Origin of the sequence: Sodalis sp. dw_96, from assembly GCF_018449575.1 — a bacterium.
Taxonomy (GTDB): domain Bacteria; phylum Pseudomonadota; class Gammaproteobacteria; order Enterobacterales; family Enterobacteriaceae; genus Acerihabitans.
In genome coordinates, this window is record NZ_JAAVUT010000005.1 from 43,805 (window position 1) to 57,817 (window position 14,013).

The 14,013-nt window shown below is 57.7% G+C and carries 15 protein-coding genes; 13 read left to right on the forward strand and 2 right to left on the reverse strand.

Annotated elements, in window-relative coordinates:
* Positions 1-63: 63 nt before the first annotated feature.
* From fliF to fliR, 13 genes are all read left to right on the forward strand, one after another.
* On the forward strand, positions 64-1,755 hold the full coding sequence (gene fliF / locus HB631_RS09885; RefSeq protein ID WP_213990988.1) for a flagellar basal-body MS-ring/collar protein FliF: 1,692 nt from the start codon (positions 64-66) through the stop codon (positions 1,753-1,755).
* On the forward strand, positions 1,752-2,744 hold the full coding sequence (fliG, locus tag HB631_RS09890; RefSeq protein ID WP_213990989.1) for a flagellar motor switch protein FliG: 993 nt from the start codon (positions 1,752-1,754) through the stop codon (positions 2,742-2,744). The genes fliF and fliG overlap by 4 nt, the downstream gene beginning before the upstream one ends.
* Complete coding sequence (fliH, locus tag HB631_RS09895; RefSeq protein WP_213990990.1) at positions 2,737-3,426, forward strand: flagellar assembly protein FliH; 690 nt, start codon at positions 2,737-2,739, stop codon at positions 3,424-3,426. The genes fliG and fliH overlap by 8 nt, the downstream gene beginning before the upstream one ends.
* Positions 3,426-4,784, forward strand: a complete 1,359-nt coding sequence (gene fliI / locus HB631_RS09900; RefSeq protein WP_213990991.1) for a flagellar protein export ATPase FliI — start codon at positions 3,426-3,428, stop codon at positions 4,782-4,784. Before fliH ends, fliI begins: the two co-directional genes overlap by 1 nt.
* A 22-nt stretch (positions 4,785-4,806) precedes the next feature.
* The gene (gene fliJ, locus HB631_RS09905) at positions 4,807-5,247 is read left to right on the forward strand and encodes a flagellar export protein FliJ (RefSeq protein WP_213990992.1); all 441 of its coding nucleotides are present in this window, start codon (positions 4,807-4,809) and stop codon (positions 5,245-5,247) included.
* Positions 5,248-6,792 carry a flagellar hook-length control protein FliK gene (locus tag HB631_RS09910; protein ID WP_255556914.1) on the forward strand — a complete coding sequence of 515 codons (1,545 nt, stop codon included), beginning with the start codon at positions 5,248-5,250 and terminating at the stop codon, positions 6,790-6,792.
* A gap of 148 nt (positions 6,793-6,940) precedes the next feature.
* Complete coding sequence (fliL, locus tag HB631_RS09915; RefSeq protein WP_213990993.1) at positions 6,941-7,423, forward strand: flagellar basal body-associated protein FliL; 483 nt, start codon at positions 6,941-6,943, stop codon at positions 7,421-7,423.
* A 5-nt stretch (positions 7,424-7,428) separates the two neighbouring features.
* Positions 7,429-8,430: a flagellar motor switch protein FliM gene (fliM, locus tag HB631_RS09920; RefSeq protein WP_213990994.1), complete on the forward strand. Its 1,002-nt coding sequence runs from the start codon at positions 7,429-7,431 to the stop codon at positions 8,428-8,430.
* Entirely contained in the window at positions 8,423-8,842 is a 420-nt protein-coding gene (gene fliN, locus HB631_RS09925; protein WP_213990995.1) for a flagellar motor switch protein FliN, read from the forward strand. Before fliM ends, fliN begins: the two co-directional genes overlap by 8 nt.
* 24 nt (positions 8,843-8,866) lie before the next feature.
* Positions 8,867-9,247 (forward strand): flagellar biosynthetic protein FliO, encoded by a 381-nt coding sequence (gene fliO, locus HB631_RS09930; protein WP_255556922.1) that lies wholly within the window; start codon positions 8,867-8,869, stop codon positions 9,245-9,247.
* Between the two features lie 47 nt (positions 9,248-9,294).
* Positions 9,295-10,014, forward strand: a complete 720-nt coding sequence (gene fliP / locus HB631_RS09935; RefSeq protein ID WP_213991207.1) for a flagellar type III secretion system pore protein FliP — start codon at positions 9,295-9,297, stop codon at positions 10,012-10,014.
* A 33-nt stretch (positions 10,015-10,047) separates the two neighbouring features.
* Complete coding sequence (fliQ, locus tag HB631_RS09940; protein WP_213990997.1) at positions 10,048-10,317, forward strand: flagellar biosynthesis protein FliQ; 270 nt, start codon at positions 10,048-10,050, stop codon at positions 10,315-10,317.
* A gap of 2 nt (positions 10,318-10,319) precedes the next feature.
* Positions 10,320-11,105 carry a flagellar biosynthetic protein FliR gene (gene fliR / locus HB631_RS09945; RefSeq protein WP_213990998.1) on the forward strand — a complete coding sequence of 262 codons (786 nt, stop codon included), beginning with the start codon at positions 10,320-10,322 and terminating at the stop codon, positions 11,103-11,105.
* Between the two features lie 105 nt (positions 11,106-11,210).
* On the opposite strand, the gene flgL is transcribed toward fliR, so the two are convergent.
* Positions 11,211-12,191, reverse strand: a complete 981-nt coding sequence (flgL, locus tag HB631_RS09950; protein ID WP_213990999.1) for a flagellar hook-associated protein FlgL — start codon at positions 12,189-12,191, stop codon at positions 11,211-11,213.
* A gap of 44 nt (positions 12,192-12,235) precedes the next feature.
* The gene (flgK, locus tag HB631_RS09955) at positions 12,236-13,906 is read right to left on the reverse strand and encodes a flagellar hook-associated protein FlgK (RefSeq protein WP_213991000.1); all 1,671 of its coding nucleotides are present in this window, start codon (positions 13,904-13,906) and stop codon (positions 12,236-12,238) included.
* Between the last annotated feature and the right edge of the window lie 107 nt (positions 13,907-14,013).

Genomic DNA, 14,013 nt, shown 5'->3' on the forward strand with positions numbered 1-14,013 from the left:
CATGGAGAGTGTTTTGTTATTAGCCATTAAGCAGCCCCGTTCAACTCATGCCAGGACAATCTCATGAGTACGGTTAAAAACGGTTCCGGCCAGGGCAAGAATCCGTTCATGCCGATATTGGAACATCTTCGCAACCATCCGAAAATTTCCGCTGCTATTGCCGCCGCCGCCGCGATTGCTGTTGTCGTGGTACTGGCGCTGTGGGCAAAAAGTCCCGATTACCGCGTGTTGTACAGTAATCTCAACGATCGTGATGGCGGCGATATCGTTGCGCAATTGACCCAAATGAATGTCCCCTATCATTTCAGCGACCAGGGCACCGCCTTGCTGGTGCCGGCGGAGTCGGTGTATGAAACCCGGCTTAAACTGGCCAGCCTGGGTCTGCCGAAAGGCGGTTCGGTGGGTTTCGAATTGATGGATCAGGAAAAATTCGGCATCAGCCAATTCAGTGAACAGATTAATTACCAGCGCGGCCTTGAGGGCGAACTGGCGCGGACCATTGAAACGCTGGGGCCGGTTCGGTCGGCGCAGGTCCATCTGGCGATGCCGAAACCTTCACTGTTTGTCAGGGAGCAAAAAAATCCCACCGCCTCGGTTACCCTGGTTTTGCAGCCGGGTCGCGCGCTGGATGATGGACAAGTCAACGCCATCGTTTATATGGTTTCCAGCAGCGTCGCCGGGTTACCCCCCGCCAATGTCACCGTGGTGGACCAACAAGGTCACCTGCTGACCCAGGCCGATGCCAATGGGCGGATGCTTAACGCCAGCCAACTGAAATTCAGCACTGAATTGGAAAGCCGCTATCAGCGGAATATTGAAAATATCCTGGCCCCGATGGTGGGCGGCGCCAACGTGCATGCTCAGGTTACCGCGCAGATTGATTTCGATGCCCAGGAACAAACGGATGAACATTACCTGCCCAACGGCGGTAATGACAATTCGGCCATTCGCTCCAAGCAGGATACGCAAAGCGAACAATTGGGGGCTAACCAGCAGGGAGGCATACCGGGGGCTTTATCCAACCAGCCGTCGGTAGCCGCCACCGCGCCAATCAACAGCACGGTCGCCACGCAAAACGGCCGGCAGTTGGCCAATAATCCCAACGGAGTGAACGGCGCGCAAAACCGCACGGCGCCGGTAACGCCGTCCAATACGCACCATGATGAAACCATCAATTACGAATTGGACCACAAAGTGGTTCATGTGGAACGCAGCGTAGGCAACTTGCAGCGGTTGTCTGTGGCGGTGGTGGTAAATTATCTGCCGGGGGAAAGCGGTAAACCACCGGTTGCGTTAACACCGCAGCAACTGACGCAGGTGCAAGATCTGGCGCGCGAAGCGATGGGCTTTTCCGCTGAGCGGGGAGACACGCTCAATGTCGTTAATACGCCGTTCGTTAATGCTGAACTCGGCGAAGGCGCCTTGCCGTTCTGGCAACAGGCCGGATTTTTTGATGACGTGATGACCGCCGGCCGCTGGCTGCTGGTGTTACTGGTGGCCGTGATTCTTTGGTACAAAGTGGTCAGGCCGTTACTGAGGGCTAAAGTTGCCGAGCCCGTGGCGCCGCAGTCCCCCGCCCCTCGTCCGGCGGAAGACGTGGTGGTCAAACTCAGCCGCGATCAGCAGGATGAGCAGAAGCGGGCGCAGCAGCGTGAGAATACCGAGGCCCGCAGCCAACGCATCCGGGATATGGCGGACGCGGATCCCCGAATTGTGGCGTTAGTGATTCGCCAATGGATGAGTAACGAACAATGACGATGAGTGGAACCGAAAAAAGCGCCGTCTTGCTGATGACCTTGGGGGAGGACCGGGCAGCGGAAGTCTTCAAGCATCTTTCCGCGCGGGAAGTCCAGCAGCTCAGTAGCGCCATGGCCAATATGCATCAAACTTCCCAGCAGCAGCTGATTGAAGTATTAAAAGAGTTTGAGGCGGAATCGGAACAGTACGCCGCGCTGAGTATCAATGCCGGAGATTTTTTACGCTCGGTGCTGATCAAGGCCCTCGGAGAGGAACGCGCCTCCAGCCTGTTGGAGGATATTCTCGAAACCCGGGAAACCACCACCGGCATGGAAACCCTCAACTTTATGGAGCCGCAAAGCGCGGCGGATCTTATCCGCGAAGAGCATCCGCAAATCATCGCCACCATTTTGGTTCATCTGCGCCGAGGCCAGGCTGCGGATATTCTGGCATTGTTTGATGAAAAACTGCGCCACGACGTGATGCTGCGTATCGCCACCTTCGGCGGCGTGCAGCCTTCCGCCCTGGCGGAATTGACCGAAGTGCTTAACGGCCTGCTGGATGGCCAAAATATGAAGCGCAGCAAAATGGGCGGTGTGCGTACCGCGGCCGAAATTATCAACCTGATGAAATCCCAGCAGGAAGAGGCGGTTATCAGCGCGGTACGGGATTTCGACGGCGAATTGGCGCAAAAAATCATCGACGAAATGTTCCTGTTCGAAAATCTGGTGGAGGTGGACGATCGCAGCATCCAGCGTTTGTTGCAGGAAGTGGAATCGGAATCCTTGCTGATCGCGCTGAAAAATGCCGCCCCGCCGCTGCGGGAGAAATTCTTGCGCAATATGCCGCAACGTTCCGCGGAGATTCTGCGCGACGATTTGGCCACCCGCGGGCCTGTGCGTATGTCCCAGGTGGAAAACGAACAAAAGGCTATCCTGCTGATTGTCCGCCGCTTGGCGGAGAGCGGCGAAATGGCCATTGGCGGTGGGGAGGATACTTATGTCTGATGCGTTCAATCAATTACCCTGGCGGCCCTGGGCATTAAACGATCTGGCTCGGCCGGTGTTGCCGCCGGTACTGCCCTCGCCGCTGGATGAACCGGTGACGGAAGAGTCGGCCCAGCAAACGGCACTCAACGAGCTGCGTAAGAAAATCCAGGGCGATGCGCAGCGTAACGGATTTGAGGAAGGTTTTAAGCAAGGGCAGCGGGACGGATATCAGGCCGGATTGCGGGCCGGTCAGGAGGAAGGACGCCAGCAGATATTTCAGGAGCAACAGCCCGCCGTCGCGCAGTTGCAACAGCTGGTGAGCGAATTTCAGCATACGCTGGATGCGTTGGACAGCGTGATGGTGGAACGCCTGGCGCAGCTGGCGCTGTCCGCCGCCAGGAAAGTATTGGGCCAGGCTCCGGTGGGCGAGGGTATCGCCATGCTGCAGCAAATCCAGCAGTTGATGCAACAAGAGCCGATGCTAAGCGGGAAACCACAGCTGCATGTGCACCCGTCGTTGCTGCCGCTGGTGGAAAAACAGCTGGGAGCGACGCTTGATCTCCACGGTTGGCGGTTGGTGCCCGATACCGATGTGCATCCCGGCGGCTGCAAGGTCACGGCGCAGGAAGGGGATCTTGACGCCAGCCTCGCCACCCGCTGGCATGAGCTGTGCAGGCTGGCCGCTCCGGGAGAATTGTAATGACCGCGCGCCTCGGACGTTGGCTGAAATCGCTGGATTCGTTGGAACAGCGTCTGGAAGGGACGCCGATGGTGCGTCATTACGGTCGTCTGACCCGCGCCACCGGTCTAATTATGGAGGCCACCGGCCTGCAATTGCCCCTCGGCGCGCCCTGCCTTATCGAGCGGCAGCGCCAGGATGTCGTCGATGAGATCGATTGTGAAGTAGTGGGGTTCAACGGCGATAAGCTGTTTTTGATGCCGCTGGAAGAAGTAGAAGGCATCGTGCCCGGCGCCCGGGTCTATGCCCGCCTGCGGGGAGACGGTCAATCGGGCAAATTGATGCCCCTGGGTGTCGCGCTGCTGGGCCGGGTGCTGGACGGCAGCGGACGGCCATTGGACGGTTTACCCGCGGCGGATACCGGCTATAGCGCGTCGTTGAATACCGCGCCGGTGAATCCGTTGCAGCGCACCCCTATTACCAATGTGCTCGATGTGGGGGTACGTACCATTAATGCACTGCTTACCGTGGGACGCGGGCAGCGTATGGGGCTGTTTGCCGGCTCCGGCGTGGGTAAAAGCGTTCTGCTGGGCATGATGGCGCGCTACACCCAGGCTGATGTCATTGTGGTGGGTCTCATCGGCGAGCGCGGACGGGAGGTCAAGGATTTTATCGATAATATCCTCGGCGCCGAGGGTCTGAGACGGTCGGTGGTGATCGCCGCCCCGGCGGATGTTTCGCCGCTGCTGCGTATGCAGGGCGCGTCGTACGCCACGCGTATCGCCGAGGATTTCCGCGATCGCGGTTATCACGTTTTGCTGATTATGGACTCCCTGACCCGCTATGCCATGGCACAGCGGGAAATCGCCCTGGCGGTGGGTGAACCGCCGGCCACCAAGGGTTATCCCCCCTCGGTGTTCGCCCGCCTGCCGGCCCTGGTGGAACGCGCCGGTAACGGTGTCAGCGGCGGCGGCTCCATTACCGCGTTTTATACCGTGCTCACCGAGGGCGACGATCAGCAGGATCCCATCGCCGACGCGGCGCGGGCCATCCTGGACGGCCATATCGTGTTATCGCGCCAGCTGGCGGAATCCGGCCATTACCCGGCCATTGATATCGAAGCCTCCATCAGCCGGGCCATGACCGCTATCGTTCCCCCCGAGCAGGAGCAGTTGGTGAGACAGTTCAAACAGCTGCTGTCCCGCTACCAGCGCAACCGGGATTTGATTAGCGTCGGCGCCTATGCCGCCGGCAGCGACGCTTTGCTGGACCGGGCCATCGCGCTCTATCCGGCCATAGAAGCTTTTTTGCAGCAGCATATGCAGCAACGCAGCGATTATCAGCAATCCTGCGAACAACTGCAGGGATTATTCGGCTAAGCAAGCGGGTTAACGAGGTGAGATGAACAGTCATACTGCCCTTGATGTTTTGCGGGGAAAGGCGAAAGAAGAGCTGGACCAGGCGGCGATCCGATTGGGTGAAGTCCGTCAATCCCACCTGTCGGCCAAAAATCAGCTGGAGCAATTGCAACAATACGAAAAAGAGTACCGGCAAAAATTGCAAAGCGGCATGACGAAAGGCATGGCCTCCGCCAGTTGGTATAACTACCAGCAATTTATCATCACATTGGAAACCGCCATTGAGCAGCATCGCAATTTACTGGCCCAATGGGCCCAGCGAGTGCAACAGGCGATCCAGCATTGGCAGACCAAGCAGCAGCGCCTTAATGCCCTGTCCACGTTGAATACCCGCTACATGCGGATTCAGCGGTCGAAAGAGAATCGGCTGGACCAGAAACAGATGGATGAGTTCGCCCAGCAGGCTACGGTGAGGAAAACGTAAATGATAACACTGCTCAATGAGTTAACCCCGACGGCCGGCGTTGCCGCCGCCACAAGCGTGACGGCGGCGGCTGCCGACGGCGGCGACCAGGGTTTCAGCGCGTTGTTGAACAGCAAGCTTAACGATAGGCAACAGCAGCAACCGGCTTCGGTTACCGATGGCAAAGCCGCGGCGAACGATAATGGCTCCTCCGACGCCTCGACGGACGTTCAGGGGATGGCCAATAGCCTGCCGACACAGGTTGATTCAGCGACACGTCAACGTGAGGAGAAGGCCGGTCACAATAGCGGCAGCGATTCGGACGTGATCACGCCGGTGTCCGTCGGCGTCGATCCGGTTGATGAGCCCACGACGAAAACCGCCGCCAGCGGCGACACGACGGGAAAAGACGCCGATCCCGCCCTGGACAGCAGCGCCGCCCAAAACCTGATGGCGCTATTGGCGCAAACCAATCCTGCCTCATTGCCGGTTGCCCAGACGATTTCAGCCGGGCAAACCCTGGCGGCCGACGTCAGCGGCATTCCTTCCCTTGCTGACACAGCGGCCAGTGCCGCCATCGGCGCGGCGGCAACGCTTTTCGCCGCCGATAACAGCGCTACGGACAACGCCACGCCGGACAAAAACGCCGACAGTGCCATTGCGGCGGCGGCGACGCAAAATCAAACGCCCGACACGGCGGATAACGGCACCTCCCTCGCCCAGACCAGCGCCGATTATCATCAAACCGCCGCCAAGACCGGCGATGCGTCCAAGAGCACGATCCCGGCAACCCTGCCGGCGACCCTGAAAAAGTCCACTACCGCCATGGCCCTCGAGTCCCAGGACAAAAACGCCTCACCCGCCGCCACGGATGCTAAAGGTCAGCCGGTGGGAACCGACAGCGACGCCTCGCAGGCGGTGGTCACCCCCGTTTCCCTTGGGGCAACGAATTCTGCCCAGACGTTTAACGGAACAAACGATACCGTCATCACCCTGAAAAAAACCGGCGATGTGTCTATTGGCGGCGGGTCATCCCAGGCCGGCACCGCGTCGGTGGCTACCCCGACCTTAAGCGCCGCCGGCAGTGCCGCCACCACCACGCCGACGCCCGCCAGCGCCTTGATAAGCGCGCAATTGGGCAGTGATGAATGGCAGCAGGCCATCGGCCAGCAAGTGGTTATGTACAGCCGCGACGGCCAGCAAAGCGCCGAACTGCGCCTGCATCCGGACAGTCTCGGCACGGTGCAAATCAGTATGCAGGTGGACACCAATAACCAGATGCAAATCCACCTGGTGTCGGGACATAGCCAGGTGCGCGCCGCCCTGGAAGATGCGTTGCCGCAGCTGCGCGATTCATTGGCGCAAAGCGGCATCAATCTTGGACAAAGCAGCGTCGGCGGCGATGCCATGCCGAACTGGGGAGGCAACGGCCAGAACCCATCCGGCGGCGGTCAATCGGGCGAGACATTTTCCCTTAATACGGTTGCCGTCCAGGCCGATACTACCCAGGTAACGCCGACGCCGGCCTCCGTCGGCCGCGCCGCCGGCATCGATACCTTTGCCTAAGACGGCAAACGCTCAAGTTAAGGCAAATTATCCCGTCTATTCGTCCTATTGAAATAGAGTGGAGACGGGATAATGCCAACAATAATCGGCATTTTGCGGGATTTGCAAAGGAAGAATGTCGTCATGATTATAGGAATACCTAAACGTTATGTCTCAGAATGTGCTTCCTTCGGCTGGTAAAAAAACCAAATGGAAAGTAGTTTTAGCAGTCATTATTTTGGCTGCCGGCGGAGCGGCGGGTTATTACTGGTGGCAACACCGTTTGCCCGGTGAGTTGAGCACTATCACCAGCGCCCCTCCGGTACCGCCGACCCCGATCTTTTTGCCGCTGGACACCTTCACGGTCAACCTGGTTAATCCAACAAACGATCCCGACCGGGTGTTATATATCGGTTTGACGCTGCGCTTGCCGGACGACGCGACGCGCAAAGAATTGACTGATTTTTTACCCGCAGTACGCAGTCGACTGTTATTACTGCTCTCCCGCCAGGACGCGGACGCACTGGCCAATGACCAGGGCAAGCAACGGTTGGTGGATCAAATCAAACAGGTGCTGAGCGAACCTTTGGTGAACGGTCAACCGCGACCGGTTATCAATGATGTTCTTTTTACCGCCTTTATTTTGCGCTGAATACCATGGGCGATAGCATATTATCTCAAGCTGAAATCGATGCGCTGCTGAACGGCGACGACAATGAGCAATTGCCGGTGAGCAGCGGCAGCGACAATGATGTAAAACCTTACGATCCCAATACCCAGCGCAGGGTGGTGCGTGAACGGCTGCAAGCGCTGGAAATCATTAATGAACGCTTTGCGCGATCGTTTCGCATGGGGCTGTTCAACCTGCTGCGCCGCAGCCCGGATATTACCGTCGGCGCCATCAAAATCCAGCCGTACCATGATTTCGCCCGTAATTTGCCGGTACCCACCAACCTGAATCTGATTCATCTCAAGCCGCTGCGGGGCACCGCGCTGTTCGTTTTTTCGCCCAGCCTGGTGTTTATCGCCGTGGACAATCTGTTTGGCGGTGACGGCCGATTCCCCATCAAGGTGGAAGGCCGCGAATTCACCCATACGGAACAGCGGGTCATCCGCCGGATGCTGAAGCTGGCGCTGGACGGCTATGAAGATGCCTGGAATGCCATTTACAAGCTGCACGTGGAATATGTGCGCGCCGAAATGCAGGTGAAATTCACCAATATCACCACCTCGCCTAACGACATTGTGGTCACCACCCCGTTCCATGTGGAAATCGGTTCAATGGTGGGTGAATTTTACATCTGTATCCCCTTCTCCATGATCGAACCGCTGCGGGAATTGCTGACCAATCCGCCGCTGGAAAATTCCCGCATGGAGGACCAGGGCTGGCGCGAAAACCTGGTGAAGCAAGTGCAGCATTCGGAACTGGAGCTGGTGGCCAACTTTGCCGAGGTCACCCTGCGGCTATCGGAAATTCTTAAACTGACGCCTGGTGATGTCCTGCCCATAGATAAACCCGATTATTTGATTGCCCATGTGGACGGCGTGCCGGTGCTGACCAGTAACTACGGCACCTTGAACGGCCAGTACGCGCTGAGCGTAAAACAACTGATTAATCCCGTATTAAACTCCCTTGATGAGGAACAGCCCGATGAGTGACCCAAAGAAACCGTCCGGTGAAGATAAGCCGTCCGCCGACGATCTGTGGGCGGAGGCGTTTGACGAACAGCAGGCCGAGAGCAAAGAGACTCCGGCGTCCACCGACGGCATATTTCATCAGTTGACCGCGGAAGACAGCGCCGGGCCGTTGCAGGATATCGATATGATCATGGATATCCCGGTGAAGCTGACCGTCGAGCTGGGGCGCACCAAAATGACCATCAAAGAGTTGCTGCGGCTCTCGCAGGGTTCGGTGGTGGCGCTGGACGGTCTGGCGGGGGAACCGCTGGACATTCTGATCAACGGCTACCTGATAGCCCAGGGCGAAGTGGTGGTGGTGGCGGATAAATACGGTGTGCGCATAACCGATATTATTACCCCTTCAGAGCGTATGCGCCGGTTAAGCCGCTAAATGAGCAGTCCATTGCCGCAGGCCATGCCTCAGAGCGTACAAACCTCCCCACCCGAGTTTAACGCCACCGGCGCGTTAACTCAGGTGGGGGCCGCCCTGGGGGCGATTTTGCTGGTCATCGTCATCGGCGCCTGGCTGGTGCGTAAACTGGGCCTGGCGCCGATGGCCAAGCCGTCACAGGCATTAAAAGTCCGCGCCAGCTGTTCTGTGGGACAGCGCGAACGGGTGGTGGTGGTAGAAGTGGAAGGCACCTGGCTGGTGCTGGGCGTGACCGCGCAGAACATCACGCCGCTGCATACCTTGCCCGCCCCTGAGGATGAAGGGCAACATCAGCCCTCCCCCCGGACCGGCGATTTTCGCCTGCGCCTGCGTCACGTGATGAGCCGGGCAGGGAAAGAGCAATGAACATCGCCATACGAAAGCGTTGCCCACCACGCAAGAGTGGGCTTCGGATGTTGGCGGTGGGATTGTTAAGCCTGTCGCCTGCCAGCTGGGCGCAATTACCGGGTATTATCAGTCACCCGATGGTCGGCGGCGGCCAAAACTGGTCATTACCGGTGCAAACCCTGGTTTTCCTCACGTCCCTGGCCTTTATCCCCGCCGCGTTAATGTTGATGACCAGTTTTACCCGCATCATCATTGTATTAAGCCTGCTGCGCAGCGCCATGGGCACGCCTTCCGCCCCGCCCAATCAGGTGTTATTGGGATTGGCGCTGTTTCTGACGTTTTTCGTGATGGCTCCGGTATTCGATAACATGTATACCGATGCCTATTTGCCCCTAAGCGAAAACAAAATAACCATGCAGGACGCCATTGATAAAGGCGCGCAGCCCCTGAAGGCCTTTATGTTGCGGCAAACCCGGCAAGCGGATTTGGCGTTGTTTGCCCGTTTAGCCAATCAAGGCCCGCTACAGGGACCGGAAGCGGTACCGATGCGGATTCTGTTGCCCGCCTATGCCACCAGTGAACTGAAAACCGCCTTTCAAATCGGGTTTACTATTTTTATCCCGTTTTTGATCATCGATTTGGTGGTGGCCAGCGTATTGATGGCGTTGGGGATGATGATGGTGCCGCCGGCCACCATTTCGCTACCGTTTAAACTTATGCTGTTTGTGCTGGTGGACGGTTGGCAGCTGTTGCTCAGTTCACTGGCGCAAAGTTTTTACACCTAACCCCTAACACTCACCCATAACCCAGGCAAAAAAATGACACCGGAATCAGTGATGTCCATGGGCCATCAGGCAATATTGGTGGCGTTGGCATTGGCGGCGCCGTTATTGGTAGCCGCGCTGCTCAGCGGGTTGATAGTCAGTCTGCTTCAGGCCGCCACGCAAATTAATGAAATGACGCTTTCGTTTATCCCCAAAATCCTGGCGGTGGTGGCCACCGGCGTTATCGCCGGGCCCTGGATGCTCAACCTGATACTCGATTATATGCGCGCCCTGTTCGCCAGCCTGCCCTCCCTCGCCGGTTAACCATGCTGCCATTTGATATTGCCCAGCTGTCTCATTGGATTACACAGGGTTTTTGGCCGCTGGTGCGCATTTTGGCGCTGATAGGCACCGCTCCGCTCTTCAGCCAGGCCAGCATCCCCGCCTGGGTCAAGGTGGGGCTGGGCGTTACCATCACCTCGCTGCTGGCGCCGTTGCTGCCTCCCGTGGCGACGCCGATTTATTCCGTTGCCGGTCTCTGGCTGGGTATCCAGCAATTTCTGATTGGGGCCGCCCTGGGGCTTATGATGCAGTTCGCGTTTGCCGCCATTGAAATGGCGGGGGAAGTGATCGGTTTGCAAATGGGACTCTCCTTCGCCACCTTTTTGGATCCCGCCAGCGGCCTGAACATGCCCATACTGGCCCAGTTCATGAATATGCTTACCCTGCTGGTTTTTCTCAGCCTGAACGGCCACCTGTGGATGATCTCGTTACTGGCCGACAGTTTTCAAACGCTGCCGATTAACGCCTTGCCGCTGAACGCCGAGGGATTTATGGCGCTGTGCCGCGCCAGCGGGATGATTTTCATCAACGGACTGATGCTGGCGCTGCCGATGATAACCCTGCTGCTGACCATGAATATCGCCTTGGGCCTGTTGAACCGCGTCTCGCCGCAGCTGACGGTGTTTGTCATCGGCTTTCCGTTGACCCTGACCATCGGCATATTGGTGTTTAGCCTTCTGCTGCCCCTGGTGACGCCTTTTTGGGAAAGGCTGATGGGGGAAACCTTTGATCTGATGGCCGGCATGTTGCGGGAATTGCCGCAAGGATAAAAAAATGTGCCGCACGTCGCCAGACGCGCGGCATAATAGAGGAGGCGTAAGCGTTAGCCTCCCAAATAACCCGCCAGAGCCACCGGACGGGTTGGGGCGCAGTGATTAACTGTTCATCTGGAATAAAGACAGCTTGCTCATGGCGCTGAAGGTGGTATAGGACGCCTGCAGGGCCGCTTGTTGCATACTGTAAGCCGAGATGGCCGAATACCAGTCGGTCCCGGTCAAATCTCCGATTTGCGTCTGATACATGGTGGAACGATCGGTACTGATGCTGTCGATAGCGTCCAATTGATTCAGCTTGGTGCCGGCGGATGACTGGACGGCCAGCACGTTATTCAATGAGTTGCCCAAACCCCGGGTGGCTTTGGCCATGGCGGCGCTATAGGCGGCGGTGGTGTCGGAATCCGCGTCATCCTGCGGCGTCGTCAGCGCGGTAAGCGCATCATCAATAGTGCCAAAGATATCCGCGTCGCTGTCCGAGCTGTCCGGTTCCGGCGTATAGCCCGCCTGCAGGTGATCGAACACAGCCGAACCGACATCTCCCACCGCCATGCTGGTGGTGGCGTCCACCTGCTGGGTGATGGCCTGGTTCCCGCCGGAATAGCTGACGGCGCCGCTGATGGTGCCGGTGGACGCGGCTTCGCTATAGGGCGCGCTACCGGTGTCATAACCGGCAAAGATATAGTTGCCGTTGCTGTCTTTGGTATTGGCCAGTGACAATAGCTGCGCTTTATAGGATTCAAGCGTGGTCGCCAGCGACTGGCGATCCGAGTCGCTCAGGGTGCCGTCTCCCGCTTGGATAATCAGCGTTTGCGCGTTTTGGATAACGGTGGTGATTTGTCCAAGCACCGAGCTTTCCAGCGAAAGGCTGTTGTTGGCCGAGGTGCTCGCCGCGCTGTATTCAGTGTTCATCGATTGAGTCTGATTTATAATCACCGCTTGCGACGCGGCGATGGGATCATCGGACGGCACATTGACCCGATTGCCGGTGGAAAGCTGCATCTGGCTGGACTGCAATAAGCTGTAGTTATTATCAATGGCATTCAAACTTTGCTGATAAATCATGCTGGTGCTCATGTGCATGGCGTTTATCCTTTACAGTAATGCGAAAAAATGTGGGCGGCCGCTTAACTTGCCACCGCCGATAACAGGGAATTAAACAGGTCGCTGGCGGTGGAAATCACCTGGGCGTTAGCCTGGTAATATTGTTGATAGCGCGTCAAATCGATGTATTCGTCGTCGAGGTTGACGCCGGACGCCGATTGCTGCTGATTGGTCAGCGCGGTAACGATATTGGACTGGGCGGTGCTGGTGACCTCGGCATTGCTGGTTTCGGTGCCGACATTGCTTACCAGCGTGGCATAGGCGGTGCTCAGGGTGGCTGAACCGCCGACGATTTGGCTGGTTTGCAGCGCCAGCATGTTTTCGGCGTTGCGGTTATCGCTGGCGCCGGTATCGTCATCGGCATCATCGGGCAGCCCGGCTGCAATTTTGCCCGGGTCGGTAATCGCCACCTTCATGCTGCCAATCACATCGGACACCGGATCGACAATGAAACTGTCGTTATTGGCCGGCGTACCGGTTACGGCCACGTTCAACCCGGCAAAGGTCAATGTCGTCACCCCTGTAGTGCTATCGGTAACCTGCTGGACATCGGCCGCGGCGAGGACAGTGCCGGTACTGCTTTGGGTAACCTGCCAGTTGCCGTTGACGTACTTAACCTGATATTGGCTGGCCTGCACCTGGTCGGTATTGTCGCCGTCATAGGTGGCGCTGGCCGATGCAGTGCCGCTGTTCTTGCTATTGGTAGTTACCGAAGGATCGGCATAGGTGAAAAACGCGCCGCCGGTGTCGCCGTCTAAATCGACACCCGCCTCGTTGGTTTGATTCATATTGCTGGCCAGGCTGAGGGCCAGCTGGCCGAGCTCGTTGGTGGCATCGGTCAACGCCCCGTCCCGGAACGACAGCAGCCCGCCGAGACTGCCGGTGGTGATACTGGCATCATTAATCTGCACCGGGGTGCCGGTGCCCCGATCGTAGGCCAGAACGGTTTTTGTCGCATCGGCGCTGGAGGGCACCGCGTCCACCTGGTAGGCGCTGCTGCCCTGCACCAGCGTCATGCCGTTGGCAAAGGTCAGATTAACGGAGCCGTTATCCTGCACGCTGGACGTCACGCCGACGATACCGTTAAGTTCGCTCACCAATTCATCTCGTTGATCCAGCAGGGAATTGGGCGCCTGGCTGCCGCCGGAGCTGACGATCTTGCTGTTGAGGCTGGCGATTTCCTGGGTGTAATTATTGATTTCAGCCGCGCTGGAAGTCACCTGCTGATTCACCGAAGCGCCCATGCTTTGCAGATAGGTAGAGGCGCTTTGGAACTGATCCACCATGCTGCCGGCGCTGCCGAGGACGGTTTGCCGCGCTGAAGTGTCAGAGGCGTTGCTGCTCATCGATTGAATACTGGTGAAAAACGTACTCATGGCGGAGGATAAATCGGTATCGCTGGTGGACAGCATATCGTCTATCTGCGAAACCTGATTGTAATAGGTGGTGGTGGCATCGGCGGTGGCCGACGCGATCTGCAGTTGGTTCACCACCAGCGAGTCATATACCCGGGTTACCCCGGTCACCGTCACGCCATTACCGCTTAACCCGGAACCCAGACTTTCGGAAAGCTGGGTTTTTTCCTCGTTGTAGCCGGCAACCGGCTCATTGGCGATATTGTTCCCCACCGTATTCAGGGCAATCTGCGCAGCCTGAATGCCGCTGGCGGCTATATTGGTTAGTGAACTGGACATTGTTTTTCCTTATCCCGGGGAGTGTATACCCGCCATACTTCAAGCTGCGGTTACGTTGGCTTCCCTCAACTCGAATTGTTTGGGGTTTAAGCGCCGTTCTCGTTTAA